Origin of the sequence: Streptomyces sp. B3I8, from assembly GCF_030816915.1 — a bacterium.
In the GTDB taxonomy this organism is placed as follows: Bacteria; Actinomycetota; Actinomycetes; order Streptomycetales; family Streptomycetaceae; genus Streptomyces.
In genome coordinates, this window is the sequence record NZ_JAUSYN010000002.1 from 4,955,635 (window position 1) to 4,969,084 (window position 13,450).

General features: G+C 71.1%; 12 protein-coding genes and 1 riboswitch. Of the genes, 7 read left to right on the forward strand and 5 right to left on the reverse strand.

All coding sequences use genetic code 11. From position 1 onward, the window contains the following. Positions 1 to 17 precede the first annotated feature (17 nt). Complete coding sequence (locus QFZ64_RS24270) at positions 18 to 707, forward strand: FadR/GntR family transcriptional regulator (RefSeq protein ID WP_307069080.1); 690 nt, start codon at positions 18 to 20, stop codon at positions 705 to 707. A gap of 30 nt (positions 708 to 737) precedes the next feature. Here QFZ64_RS24270 and QFZ64_RS24275 read toward each other — a convergent pair whose 3' ends face one another. Then, positions 738 to 1,295, reverse strand: coding sequence for a glycoside hydrolase family 25 protein (locus QFZ64_RS24275; RefSeq protein ID WP_307069082.1), 558 nt, complete (start codon positions 1,293 to 1,295; stop codon positions 738 to 740). Between the two features lie 335 nt (positions 1,296 to 1,630). Here QFZ64_RS24275 and QFZ64_RS24280 point away from each other — a divergent pair, with 335 nt between their 5' ends. Next, positions 1,631 to 2,104, forward strand: a complete 474-nt coding sequence (locus tag QFZ64_RS24280; protein ID WP_307069084.1) for a hypothetical protein — start codon at positions 1,631 to 1,633, stop codon at positions 2,102 to 2,104. A gap of 192 nt (positions 2,105 to 2,296) precedes the next feature. Here the strand turns inward: QFZ64_RS24280 and QFZ64_RS24285 are convergent, their stop codons facing one another. The 4 genes from QFZ64_RS24285 to gcvT form a co-directional block, all read right to left on the reverse strand. Beyond that, a complete protein-coding gene (locus QFZ64_RS24285) occupies positions 2,297 to 3,664 on the reverse strand; it encodes an L-serine ammonia-lyase (protein ID WP_307069086.1) in 1,368 nt (455 codons plus the stop codon). A 190-nt stretch (positions 3,665 to 3,854) separates the two neighbouring features. After that, positions 3,855 to 5,138 (reverse strand): serine hydroxymethyltransferase, encoded by a 1,284-nt coding sequence (glyA, locus tag QFZ64_RS24290; RefSeq protein ID WP_307069088.1) that lies wholly within the window; start codon positions 5,136 to 5,138, stop codon positions 3,855 to 3,857. An 11-nt stretch (positions 5,139 to 5,149) separates the two neighbouring features. After that, positions 5,150 to 5,530 (reverse strand): glycine cleavage system protein GcvH, encoded by a 381-nt coding sequence (gene gcvH / locus QFZ64_RS24295; RefSeq protein WP_307069091.1) that lies wholly within the window; start codon positions 5,528 to 5,530, stop codon positions 5,150 to 5,152. Positions 5,531 to 5,795: 265 nt separating this feature from the next. Beyond that, positions 5,796 to 6,935, reverse strand: a complete 1,140-nt coding sequence (gene gcvT, locus QFZ64_RS24300) for a glycine cleavage system aminomethyltransferase GcvT (RefSeq protein ID WP_307069093.1) — start codon at positions 6,933 to 6,935, stop codon at positions 5,796 to 5,798. Positions 6,936 to 7,116: 181 nt separating this feature from the next. Continuing rightward, positions 7,117 to 7,219: riboswitch (glycine riboswitch) on the reverse strand. 322 nt (positions 7,220 to 7,541) lie between these two features. Between gcvT and QFZ64_RS24305 the strand changes: the two genes are divergently transcribed. From QFZ64_RS24305 to QFZ64_RS24325, 5 genes are all read left to right on the forward strand, one after another. Next, positions 7,542 to 8,252: an AAA family ATPase gene (locus QFZ64_RS24305; protein WP_307069095.1), complete on the forward strand. Its 711-nt coding sequence runs from the start codon at positions 7,542 to 7,544 to the stop codon at positions 8,250 to 8,252. Between the two features lie 132 nt (positions 8,253 to 8,384). After that, positions 8,385 to 9,146, forward strand: a complete 762-nt coding sequence (locus tag QFZ64_RS24310) for an enhanced serine sensitivity protein SseB (RefSeq protein WP_307069096.1) — start codon at positions 8,385 to 8,387, stop codon at positions 9,144 to 9,146. A gap of 224 nt (positions 9,147 to 9,370) precedes the next feature. Further along, positions 9,371 to 10,162, forward strand: a complete 792-nt coding sequence (locus tag QFZ64_RS24315; protein WP_307069098.1) for an enhanced serine sensitivity protein SseB C-terminal domain-containing protein — start codon at positions 9,371 to 9,373, stop codon at positions 10,160 to 10,162. 346 nt (positions 10,163 to 10,508) lie between these two features. Then, a complete protein-coding gene (locus tag QFZ64_RS24320) occupies positions 10,509 to 11,516 on the forward strand; it encodes an ABC transporter permease (protein WP_307069100.1) in 1,008 nt (335 codons plus the stop codon). 69 nt (positions 11,517 to 11,585) lie between these two features. Further along, a complete protein-coding gene (locus QFZ64_RS24325) occupies positions 11,586 to 13,379 on the forward strand; it encodes an ABC transporter substrate-binding protein (protein WP_307069102.1) in 1,794 nt (597 codons plus the stop codon). Positions 13,380 to 13,450 lie beyond the last annotated feature (71 nt).

Below are 13,450 nucleotides of genomic sequence, written 5' to 3' on the forward strand. Positions count from 1 at the left end.
CCACGTAAGGTGCCCTCATGCCACTGGACGCCGTCCGCCCCAGCCCGCTCGTCGAACAGGCCGCGGACCGGCTGCGCGCGCAGATCACCGGCGGACAGTGGCCGGTCGGCACCAGACTCCCCGGCGAGACCACGCTGGCCAAGGAACTCGGCGTCGGCCGCTCCACCGTCCGCGAGGCGCTGCGGGCCCTCGCCGGCGCCGGACTGGTCCGGGCGCGGCACGGCGCCGGCGTCTTCGTCACCGCCACCGAACCCGCCGAGGACTGGCCCGCCCGGCTGCGCCGCGCCGCCGTGACCGACGTCTACGAGGTCCGCCTCGGCGTCGAGGTCCACGCGGCCGCCCTCGCCGCCGTCCGCCGCACCCCCGAGGACACCGCCGCGCTCCGGGCCGCCCTGGGGGGCCGCCGCACGGCCGCCGCCGCGGACGACGCCGCCTTCGTCGACGCCGACATCGCCCTGCACGCGGCCGTCGTCGCCGCCGCGCACAACCCCGTACTCACCGACCTCTTCACCGAGTTCACCCCGGCCCTGCGCCGCGGCCTGATCGAGATGCTCGACCTCGTCGGCCTGCGCCGCCACGACCCCAACACGGGCGACGACACCCACGAGGCCCTGGTCGAGGCGATCGCCGGGGGCGACGCGGAGGCGGCGTCGACGGTCCTGCGCGAGGAACTCCAGCAGACCCTGGACCTGCTGCGCCGGGCGTGACGTGTGCCCGGGCGGGGCGGAACCCGACCCTCAGGCGTCGTCCGCCCACTTCTTCAGCGCGGCCTTGCTGCCGAAGTCGGCGACGTCCTTGTCGTGCGGGTCGGACGTGTACTGGTGGAAGCGCCACTTGGCCTTGATGCGCGGCTCGCCCGCCGTCACGTAGTCGGCGATCCAGGAACCGTCACCGGCGTAGGAGGTCCTGTCGACGTTGAGCCAAAAACTCCGGTTGCAATACAACAACACCCGGTTGTTGGGCCGGAGCGCCCTCACCTTGCGGATGAAGCTGTCCTTCTCCGCGTTGCTCGCGTGGGTGCCCTCGCCGGTGGTCTCCCAGTCGACGGCGAGGAGGTCGCCGCCCTTCTCCGGGGCGTGTGCGACGAAGTACTCGGCCTGGGCGGTGAGGTCGCCCGGCCACAGGAAGTGATAGAAGCCGACGACGAGTCCGGCGTCCCGGGCGTGCTTCGTCTGCGCGGACAGCCTCGGATTGACGTAACTGCGGCCCTCGGTCGCCTTTATGAAGGCGAACGACAGACCGTCCGTGCCGAAGGAAGAGGACTGGTAGGCGCTGACGTCGATGCCTCGCAGCATGGGGGCTCCTCGAAGTGTGCGGTCAGGAACGGGAGTTGCCGCCCGTTCACTCTGGCACTTCCCGGATGCCCGATGGGCGGGAGAGGAAAAATCACACCGGTGACGCCGGAGATGTCGGTGGGGACCTTCCGACTCGGGCGGCCGGGCCCGGGCATCGCGCCCTCAAACCTCTCGGACGGCTGAACTGCCCTGCTGTGCGCGCACGTTGCCCCAACGCCCCTGGAGGCGGGGGACCCGAGCTGCGAACGTTCCGGTAGGTCCGGCGGAAGGCCGCCATGCGTGTCTTCCCTGTCCACGGACCCACTTCGCCGCACTGAGGAAAGGCGCATTTTGTCATGTTCAAAGTGAAATTCGGGGCTCGAAAAGCCGGCCTGATGGCAGGGCTCGCGCTGGCCGCGGCTGCGTCCCTGACGGCTTGCGGGAGCGGTTCGGCCTCTCCTGCGGGCGACCTCTCGGTACCGCAGGGCGACATGCGGCCGGCCCAGCCCGACTACCCCACCGCTGATCCACAGCCCTCGGGTTCCACCGATACGTCGTGGTCCGCCCTGAATCCCGAGTACCCCACCAACCCGCAGGTCTCGGGTGCCCCCGATTCCGGCGAGGCCGGCATACCCGGGTACCCCACCAACCCGCAGATCTCGGGTGCCCCCGATCCCGGCGAGGCCGGCGTACCCGGGTACCCCACCGCCCGCCCGCAGCCGTCCGGATCCCCGTACTCCTCCGCGCCCGTGGAGGACCAGCAGCCCGCCTACCCCGTCGGGGCGCAGCAGCCCTCCCAGCCCCCGGCGTCCCTGGGCGCCTCCGGATAACCGTCCTCGGGGCCGGCGGCGAAGCGCTCGGGTGTGACCCCTGCACGCACCGCGTCGTACCGGGTCGTGACGACCGGGCGAGATGGGCCGACCGCGAGCCCGACCGCCACCTCGTGGGAGGTGGCGGTCGGGCTCGTCGCGGTGCGGACGTCCTGGCAGCGCCCCCCCCGGGGAGACCGGGACGGACGGTTCTCAGCACTCGATGATGTTCACCGCGAGCCCGCCCCGGGCCGTCTCCTTGTACTTGACGGACATGTCCGCGCCCGTCTCCTTCATCGTCTTGATGACCTTGTCCAGGGACACCTTGTGCGAGCCGTCGCCGCGCATCGCCATCCGCGCGGCGGTGACCGCCTTCACCGCGGCCATGCCGTTGCGCTCGATGCACGGGATCTGGACCAGGCCGCCCACCGGGTCGCAGGTCAGGCCCAGGTTGTGTTCCATGCCGATCTCGGCCGCGTTCTCCACCTGTTCCGGGGAGCCGCCCAGCACCTCGGCCAGCGCGCCCGCCGCCATCGAGCAGGCCGAGCCGACCTCGCCCTGGCAGCCGACCTCGGCGCCGGAGATCGAGGCGTTCTCCTTGAAGAGCATGCCGATCGCGCCGGCCGCGAGCAGGAAGCGGACGACGCCCTCCTCGTCGGCGCCGGGCACGAAGTCCATGTAGTAGTGGAGCACTGCCGGGATGATGCCGGCCGCGCCGTTGGTCGGGGCGGTCACCACCCGGCCCCCGGCCGCGTTCTCCTCGTTGACGGCCATCGCGTAGAGGGTGATCCACTCCATGGCCAGGGTCGCCGGGGCGCCCTCCGAGCGCAGCTTGCGCGCGGTGGTCGCGGCGCGGCGGCGCACCTTCAGGCCGCCGGGCAGGATGCCCTCGCGGGACATGCCGCGCGCCACGCAATGCTTCATCACCCGCCAGATCTCCAGGAGTCCGGCGCGGATCTCCTCCTCCGTGCGCCAGGACAGCTCGTTCTCCAGCATCAGCGCGGAGATGGACAGCCCCGTCTCGCGCGTCAGGCGCAGCAGTTCGTCGCCGGTGCGGAAGGGGTACTTCAGGACGGTGTCGTCCAGCTTGATGCGGTCGGCGCCGACCGCCTCCTCGTCGACGACGAAACCGCCGCCCACCGAGTAGTACGTCCTGGTCAGCAGCTCAGTGCCGGAGGCGTCGTACGCCCACAGGGTCATGCCGTTGGCGTGGTAGGGGAGGGCCTTGCGGCGGTGCAGGACGAGGTCGTCGTCGAAGGAGAAGCCGATCTCGTGCTCGTCCAGGAGGTTCAGCCGCCCGCTTTCCCTGATCGCGGCGACGCGGTCGTCGGCGCGCTCCACGTCCACCGTGCGCGGGGAGGCGCCTTCCAGGCCGAGCAGCACCGCCTTGGGGGTGCCGTGGCCGTGGCCGGTGGCGCCCAGCGAGCCGTACAGCTCGACGCGGACCGAGGCGACGGAGTCCAGCAGTTCCTCGTTGTGCAGCCGGCGCGCGAACATGCGGGCCGCGCGCATCGGGCCGACGGTGTGGGAGCTGGACGGGCCGATGCCGATCGAGAACAGGTCGAAGACCGAGATGGCCACGGGCGGACTCCTCTGGGCGGGGTGGTGCGAGGCCGGGCGTGGCCGCCGCTCCCGCGCGGTGTGGGCGCGGGCACGGCGGCCGGGGTCCCGGGGGCGCACGCGGGTGCGGCGCGCCCCCGGACGGGGCGGGTGGACGAGCGGGCACGTGCGCCCGCTCGGGACGTACGAGCCGCGCACGCCCGGTGACGTGCTACTTGCGCACGCCCGGGTACAGCGGGTGCGCCGTGACGAGTGCCGCGACGCGCGCCTTCAACGCCTCGGCGTCGAAGGACGGCTTCAGCGCCTCGGCGATGACGTCCGCGACCTCCGCGAAGTCCCGCGCCTCGAACCCGCGCGTGGCGAGCGCGGGCGTGCCGATGCGCAGTCCCGAGGTGACCATCGGCGGACGCGGGTCGTCGGGTACGGCGTTGCGGTTGACCGTGATGCCGATCTCGTGCAGCCGGTCCTCCGCCTGCTGCCCGTCCAGCGCGGAGTCGCGCAGGTCGACCAGGACCAGGTGGACGTCGGTCCCGCCGGACAGCACGGACACGCCGTGCTCCCGGACGTCGTCCCGCACCAGCCGTTCGGCCAGGACGCGGGCGCCCTCCAGCGTACGACGCTGGCGGTCGGCGAACTCCTCGGAAGCCGCGACCTTGAAGGCGACCGCCTTGGCGGCGATCACATGCTCCAGCGGACCACCCTGCTGACCGGGGAAGACAGCCGAGTTGATCTTCTTGGCCAGCTCGGCCGTGGAGAGGATCACACCGCCGCGCGGGCCGCCCAGCGTCTTGTGTGTGGTCGTGGTGACGACGTGCGCGTGCGGGACGGGGCTGGGGTGCAGCCCCGCCGCGACCAGCCCGGCGAAGTGCGCCATGTCGACCATCAGGTACGCGCCGACCTCGTCCGCGATCCTGCGGAACGCGGCGAAGTCGAGCTGCCGGGGGTACGCCGACCAGCCGGCGACGATCAGCTTCGGCCGGGACTCCTTGGCGAGCCGCTCGACCTCGGCCATGTCGACCCGGCCGCTCTCGCCGTCGACGTGGTAGGCGACCACGTCGTAGAGCTTGCCGGAGAAGTTGATCCGCATGCCGTGGGTCAGGTGCCCGCCGTGCGCGAGGTCGAGGCCCATGATCGTGTCGCCGGGCTTGAGCAGCGCGAACATCGCGGCCGCGTTGGCCTGCGCGCCGGAGTGCGGCTGCACGTTGGCGTGCTCGGCGCCGAACAGCGCCTTCACCCGGTCGATCGCGATCTGCTCGACGACGTCGACGTGCTCGCAGCCGCCGTAGTAGCGGCGGCCCGGGTAGCCCTCGGCGTACTTGTTGGTGAGGACCGAGCCCTGGGCCTCCATGACCGCGACCGGGGCGAAGTTCTCCGAGGCGATCATCTCGAGGGTGGACTGCTGACGGTCCAGCTCGGCGTCGAGCGCGGCCGCCACGTCGGGGTCGAGCTCGTGCAGCGGGACGTCGAGCAGGGACTGGGGGGACAAGGGTGACATGGGGTGCGTCCTCAGCCGGTGATGAAGGCGGTGTACTCGTCCGCGGAGAGCAGGTCGTCCGGGGTGCCGGTGATCCGCACCTTGAACAGCCAGCCGCCCTCGAAGGGCGCGGAGTTGACCAGCGACGGGTCGGCGACCACGTCGTCGTTGATCTCGGTGACCTCACCCGTGACCGGGGCGTACAGGTCGCTGACCGACTTGGTGGACTCCAGCTCGCCGCAGGTCTCGCCCGCGGTGACCGTGGAGCCGACGTCGGGGAGCTGGACGTAGACCACGTCGCCGAGCGCGTTGGCCGCGTGCTCGGTGATGCCGACCGTCGAGACGCCGTCCGCGGCGTCCGACAGCCACTCGTGCTCCTTGCTGTAGCGCAGCTGCTGGGGGTTGTCGCTCATGGCTGGATTCTCCTGTACGCGGGGAAAGGGCCCGGAAAGGGATCGGAAACGTGTGGGGGAGGGATGTGACCTGTGGGGGAGGGGAGGGACGCAGTGAGGTGGCCGGAAGGGGCGGGTGGTGGTGAGGTGGCCGACGGGGAGACCCGGTCGGCGCGCTGCGCCCAGTCTCCCCTCCCGCCCCACGCGCCGCTCGTGAAGCGGCGAGCGCATGCGCCGCTCACGGAGTCGGCGGGCTCTCCGCGGCGCGGGCGGAACCGCGCGGCGGCTACTTGCGGCGCTTGTAGAACGGCAGCGCCACGACCTCGAACGGCTCGTGGCTGCCGCGGATGTCCACCCCGACGCCGGGGGTGCCCGGCGCGGCGTGCGCGGCGTCGACGTAGGCCATGGCGATCGGCCTGCCCAGCGTGGGGGAGGGGGCGCCGGAGGTGACCTCGCCGACCACCGCACCGCCCGCGACGACGGGGTAACCGGCGCGCGGCACCCGGCGGCCCTCGGCGACCAGCCCGACGAGCACCCGGGGCGGGTTCTGCTCCGCCCGCCCGGCGGCCTCGGCCAGCGCCTCGCGGCCCACGAAGTCGCCCTCCTTGCCGAACTTGACCACCCGGCCGAGCCCGGCGTCGAACGGGGTGAGGGCGGTGGTCAGCTCGTTGCCGTACAGCGGCATGCCGGCCTCCAGGCGCAGGGTGTCCCGGCAGGACAGCCCGCACGGGACGAGCCCGGCGGACGCCCCGGCCTCGGTGAGCGCCTGCCACAGCTTCTCCGCGTCGGCGGGGTCGACGAACAGTTCGAAGCCGTCCTCCCCGGTGTAGCCGGTACGGGCGATCAGCGCGGGGACACCGGCGACGGTGCCGGGCAGGCCGGCGTAGTACTTCAGGCCGTCCAGGTCGGCGTCCGTGACGGAGGCGAGGATGCCGGGGGAGGCGGGGCCCTGGACGGCGAGGAGCGCGTAGGCGTCCCGGTCGTCGCGCACCTCGGCGTCGAAGCCCGCCGCCCGCTCGGTGAGCGCGTCGAGGACCGTCTGCGCGTTGGAGGCGTTGGCGACGACCATGTACACCGGGTGCTCCGCGTCGGCGAGCCGGTAGACGATCAGGTCGTCGAGGATGCCGCCGTCCGCCCGGCAGATCATGGTGTAGCGGGCCCGGCCGGCGGCGAGCGTGGCGAGGTCGCCGACGAGCGAGTGGCCCAGCAGGGCCGGGGCGTCCGGGCCGGTGACGGTGATCTCGCCCATGTGGGAGAGGTCGAACAGCCCGGCGCGGGTCCGGACGGCGAGGTGTTCCTCGCGCTCCGAGCCGTAGCGCAGGGGCATGTCCCAGCCGGCGAAGTCGGTCATGGTGGCGCCGAGCGAGCGGTGCAGGGCGTCGAGGGCGGTACGGCGCGGGGCGCCGGAGGTGGTGGTGCTGCTCATCGGTCGTTCTCCCGGACGAGAAGGCGTGGCGAGGCGGGCGGGGGAACGCGGACGGCGATCCCCTTGTCCTCCCCATCTGTCATCGGAACCTGAGAGCTTCGCCGTGACCCGGCGACGGGGTCATGGCTTGCACCTTGGGTGGGACCGCCGTGTTCAGGGACGGTCCGCTTTCCAGATGTGCCTCGCCCGCGCGGTAACTGGGCCTGAGAGATTCAAGGGAGGTGCTTGCTCCTTCGGCGCCCCGGTCACAGCCCTCGGGCCGGGGACTCTCCCGCGCGGATTCGAACGGCCGGTATGCGGTTGAGGCCACATCATTGCACGCACCTCCGCCCCAGGTCCTTGAGGGGCGCCCCTGACAGGGGCGCGGGGAACTGCGCGATCTTCTCGGGGGTCCGGGGGGCGGAACCCCTCGGGGACGGGAAGGGAAGGAGCGGCGGGGGCGAGAAAAGGCCGCCCCGCCTCCCCCACCGCGCACCCGCCCCGCCCACCCCGGCTCTGTAGCACGCCTGTTGCAGGAGACGGACGTGATGGCGAGACACCGTGCATTACCTTCTCTTTACGCTCGGCGGGGAAGGGGCATACATGTCCCGGAGGAGGACGATCAGGGTGGACAGGACCACGGCGTACGGCACCACACCGGCCCTCGCGCTGCCCGAAGGACCCGTCGCACTGCCCCCGCAACCCGTCGGCCCCGCATACGGCCCGCACCTCGCGCCCGCCACCCCCGTCGTCCGCGACCTCCGTTCCCGCCGCGGCCGCAGCCCGCACGGCCTGACCTTCGGCCCCGACGACGTCGTCGTGGTCACCGGCCTCCCCGGCAGCGGCAAGTCGACGCTGATGCACCGCGCCGTGCGCGGCCCCCGCGTCGACTCCCAGGACACCCGCGACCGCTGGGAGGCCCGTACCCCCCGCTTCCTCCCGTACGCCGTCTACCGACCCCTCGTCCGGCTCGCCCACTACGCGGGACTGCGGCGCGCGGTCCGCGCCGGCGGGGGCGTGGTCGTACACGACTGCGGCACCCAGGCCTGGGTCCGCGGCTGGCTCGCCCGCGAGGCCCGGAGGCGCGGCGGCGCCCTGCACCTGCTGGTCCTCGACGTCGGCGTCGACCGGGCCCGCGAGGGTCAGCGCGCGCGGGGCCGGGGTGTCTCGGCGTACGCCTTCCTTCGGCACCGCAGGGCGTCGCGGCGCCTGCTGCGCGCGGTCGAACGCGGCACCCTCCCCGAGGGCTGCGCCTCCGCCACGCTCCTGGACCGGCCCGCCGCCGACGCCCTGCGCAGGATCGAATTCGAGGACGCCCGCCCGCCCGCCGGGCGATAGGGTTCCGTGCCGGAACGGCACATACCGGCAGGGCGCAGCAGTGCACCGGCGCAGCAGTGCACAGCACAGCGCAGAGCACGACAGAGCACGGCACAGCACAGCACAGCAGGGCAGGAAGGGCAGGAGAGGCACATGGACGTCCCGGCACAGGCGCATCCGCACGGCGGCTGGCCCGGCAACGAGCTGGAGGAGGTGCTCTCCGCCTCGCTCGGCGTCCCCTCCGCCGGCGCCCGCATCGTCGAGGTGCTCGCCCGCAGCTTCCTCTGGGTCCCGCTGCCCAATGGCCGCGGCGCCCACGGCGGTCCCCTCGACCTGCCCACCCTGGAACTCGACGGCCAGGTCTACGTCCCCGTCTTCAGCTCCGAGGAACAGTTCCGTCAAGTGGCCGGCACGCACATGGGGTTCACCATCGCCCCCGCCGTGGAGTTCGCGCGGGGACTTCCCCCGCAGGTCGGCCTCGTCGTCAACCCCGACGGTCTGCTCGGCATACCGCTGCCGCCCGACGCGGTGGCCGCGCTGTGCCGCGGCGGGATCGATCCGCTGGACGGCTCGGTGTCCGGCGGCCGGGTCCGGCTCTTCGAGCCCGACTGGCAGGACGACCCGGTGGACCTGCTCGCCGCCGCCTCCGCCGAGTTCGCCGCGACCGGTGCCGTGCTCTCGGCCCGCCGCTGCCTCGCCGTGATCGAGACCGCCGACCCGGTCATGTTCGTCGGCGTCGAACTCGCCTCCCTCGACCCCGAGGCGCACACGGTCCCGCTGGAGGCCCTCGGCCGCGCGCTGGCCAAGGCGCCCTTCGCCACCCCCGTCAACATGGTCTTCCTGGACGCCGCTCAGGACCCCGTCTGCGACTGGCTCCGCGAGAACGTGCGGCCCTTCTACCAACTGGGCTACTGACGAGCAGGGCCTGTCCCGCGAAGAACCGCCGGACAGGCCCTGGCCCCCGCGCCGCGCCGTCACCCCGTGCCGCGCCGTCACCCCGTGCCGCGCCGTCACCCCGTGCCGCCCCGGCCCCTCCCCGTGCCGCCCCGGCCCCTCCCCGCGCCGCCCCGGCCCCTCCCCGCGCCGCCGGCAGACCTTAAGCTGTCCTCAGCCAATGTCTCGCGAAGGGGCGGTAGAAGGTGAGCGCGTCGGGCACGGCCGCGGCCGGGCAGGTCGAGCACATGCTGCGCCAAGTCACGCCCGGGCGTTACGACGCCTACGAGGCGCTGCTCCGCGCGCTCGCGGCGCCGTCCTCCGGCCATCTGTGGATGCTGCTCTGGCAGGGGCGGACCGGTTCGTCCGACGCGCAGTACGGAACCATGGAGGTCGGCGGTTTCCCTTACGCCCCCTGTGTGACCTCCGCGCAGGAGCTGTCGGCCAGCGGCTGGAACCGTTCCTACGAGGTGGTCGACGGGCTGGAGGCGGCCCGCGCCCTCTACCCCGACCACTACGGCCTGTGGCTGAATCCGCACGCCCCCGGCGGTGGTGTCGGCGTCCCCTGGCTGGATCTGCGCCGGATCGCCACGGGTCTGGACAGACAGCCCGCGGGACCGCTCCGGCTGAGTGAACCGGCCATCGAGATCCCGCAGTTCTACGCCCTGCTCACACAGAACGCGCACCGCACTCCCGCGGTGCGCGCGCTGCGCCGCGCCTGGGTGCAGCCCGCCCTCGGCGCGCCGTATCTCGCCATCGGGCTCGACGTGTACGAGGCGTCGCCGCCGGCCGTGGACGCGGTGCGCACGATGATGCGGCAGTCGGTCGTCGCCGTGCCGGACGGGCTGCCGGTCTCCACCGTCGCGCTGTCCGACCCGCACGACCCGGTCGCGATGTGGCTGCGGGCCAGGGCCCGGCCGTTCTACGACCGCGAAGCCCACGCCACCGCCGCGGTGCCCGGTGCGGGCTACGGTTACCCGCATACGCCCGGATACTGAGACACGCGTACGCTGTCGAGTGAAGGCTGCTCATCGTACCTTCACGTTTACTCCGTGTTTCTGCGCGCGTAGAGGGCAACGGAACGAGTGGTTCCGGTGGGTTTTCGGGTCTGGTGCCCCAATTGCCCCCCGTCCGACTCCTGTTACCCGCTGTCCGCATAACGGAACACCTCAAAGAGCATCACGGTTACGCATCCATTCACCGTCAACCCTGGCAACAGATCGCCGGAGCGTTGAAGACTCCCGCACCAGGGGAGCGTTCGCTCCCGTGTACGACGGACTGATCACGCCGCTACGAGCGGCAAGTGCGGGCCGGCTACCGCCGGTTGAGAGGGGTCCCTGCCAGATGACGGCACCATTGCACGAGCCGACCGCGGAAGCGGCTCCGAGTGCGGCCGAAGAAGCGGCGGTTCAAGGCGCCGGGACGAAGGCCGTGCAGGGGCGCTCCCTGGGCCGGATCGCCTGGGAGCGCCTGAAGCGGGACAAGCTCGCCCTGACGGGCGGTGTTGTCGTGGTCGTGCTCATCCTGGTCGCGATCTTCGCCCCGCTCATCGCGGACCTGGCCGGACAGGACCCCGACGCGTACCACGAGAACCTGATCGACCCGCTGTTCGGCACGCCCACCGGGTCCATGGGCGGCATCAGCGGCGACCACCTGCTGGGCGTCGAGCCCGTCAACGGCCGCGACATCTTCGCCCGCGTCGTCTACGGCGCCCGGATCTCGCTGCTCGTCGGCTTCCTGTCGGCCATGGTGGCCGTGATCCTGGGCACCGTGCTCGGCATCCTCGCCGGCTTCTTCGGCGGCTGGGTCGACGCCGTCGTCAGCCGCGTCATGGACGGTCTGCTCGCCTTCCCGCAGCTGCTGTTCATCATCGCCCTGGTCTCGGTCATGCCGAACCACATGCTGGGCCTGACCGGCACGGGCGTGCGCGTCTTCGTGATGATCCTGGTGATCGGCTTCTTCGGCTGGCCCTACATCGGCCGTGTGGTGCGCGGCCAGACGCTGTCCATGCGTGAACGCGAGTACGTCGAGGCGGCCCGTTCGCTGGGCGCCGGCCGGTTCTACATCCTGTTCAAGGAGCTGCTGCCCAACCTGGTCGCGCCCATCATCGTGTACACGACGATGATGATCCCGACCAACATCCTCACCGAGGCGGCGCTCAGCTTCCTCGGCGTGGGCGTCAAGCCGCCCACCTCCTCCTGGGGACAGATGCTGTCCACCGCGATCGACTATTACGAGTCGGATCCCATGTTCATGGTGGTCCCCGGTGTGGCGATCTTCATCACCGTCCTTGCCTTCAACCTCTTCGGCGACGGCGTGCGTGACGCGCTCGACCCGAAGGGTTCCCGCTGAACTGCCGTACCCCCTACTGAGGTTCGCGAATTATCCGCGGACCGATTGACATCCGGAGGATCCGAGATCGTGACTACCCAACGCACCACAGGGCGGCGCAAGCAGGCGGCGGCCGCCGCGATCGCGGTCGTCGCGCTGCTGAGCACGGCGGCGTGCGGCGGCAATGACGACGGCGACGGCGGTTCGAAGAGCGGCGCGGCCGGTTTCAACGCGGCCAACGACAAGGTCGCCCAGGCCTCGCTGGCCAAGAAGGGCGGCGAGCTGAAGTTCGCCAGCGCCCAGGACGCCGACTCGTGGGACACCACCCGCGGCTACTACGGTTTCATGTGGAACTTCTCCCGCTACTACAGCCGTCAGCTCCTGACCTACAAGACGGAGCCGGGCACCGCGGGCGCCGAGCTGACCCCGGACCTCGCCGCCGACATGGGCAAGGTCTCGGACGACGGCAAGACCTACACCTTCACCCTTCGTGACGGCGTCACCTGGGAAGACGGCAAGGCCATCACCGCCCAGGACATCAAGTACGGCATCGAGCGCCAGTGGGCGCAGGACGTGCTGTCCGGCGGCCCCGTCTACCTGCGTGACGTCCTCGACCCCAAGGGCGACTACAAGGGCCCCTTCAAGGACAAGGCCAAGGACCACCTCGGCCTGAAGGCGATCGACACCCCGGACGCGAAGACCATCGTCTTCCACCTGCCGAAGGCCAACTCGGACTTCATGCAGATGCTGGCGCTGACCTCGTCCTCGCCGGTCCGCCAGGACAAGGACACCAAGTCCAAGTACGGCCTGCACCCGTTCTCCTCGGGCCCGTACAAGTTCCAGGCCTACGCCCCCGGCAAGAACCTGATGCTGGTGCGCAACACCAACTGGAAGGCCGCCTCCGACCCGGTCCGCAAGGCCTACCCGGACAAGGTCAGCATCAAGTTCTTCACCAACGCCAACGACCTGGACCAGCGTCTGATCAGCGGCGACTACGACATCGACCTGGCCCAGACCGGTCTGTCCCCGCAGGGCCGCACCACCGCCCTGAAGCAGCACAAGGCCAACGTGGACAACCCGGTCTCCGGTTACATCCGCTACGCGGTCTTCCCGCAGAGCGTGAAGCCGTTCGACAACGAGCACTGCCGCAAGGCCGTCATCTACGGGGCCGACCACGTCTCCCTGCAGACCGCGCGCGGCGGCCCGATGGCCGGCGGTGACATCGGCACCAACATGCTCCCGCCGTCGGTGCCGGGCTCCGAGGGCCAGAAGTACGACCCGTACAAGCTGGCCACGGACAACAAGAACGGCAACGCCGCCAAGGCCAAGGAAGAGCTCAAGGCCTGCGGCAAGCCGAACGGCTTCAAGACCACCATCGCGGTCCGCAACAACAAGCCGGTCGAGGTGGCCACCGCCACGTCGATGCAGGCGTCGCTGAAGAAGGTCGGCATCAACGTCGACATCGACCAGTTCGACGGCTCGCAGACCACCGGCATCATCGGCAGCCCCTCGAACGTGAAGAAGAAGGGCTACGGCATCATCATCATGGGCTGGGGCCCGGACTTCCCGTCCGTGCAGGGCTTCGGTCTGCCGCTGTGGGACAGCAAGTACATCCTGCAGAGCGGCAACAACAACTTCGGCCTGATCAACGACAAGTCGATCGACAAGCTGTTCGACGACTACAACAAGACCCTTGAGGACTCCAAGAAGGCGGAGATCGCCACGGAGATCAACCACAAGGTCATGGAGGGCGGCTACTACCTGCCCTTCACCTTCGAGAAGTTCATCAACTGGCGCGGTTCGAACGTCGCCAACGTGTACACGACGGGCGCGTACAGCGGCATGTACGACTTCGTCAACATGGGTCTGAAGTCCGCGAAGTAATTACCGGCACACCCGCCGAACGGCACGAAAGGCAGGTGAAGGCCGGCGCGGCGTGACCGCGGGCCGCCGGA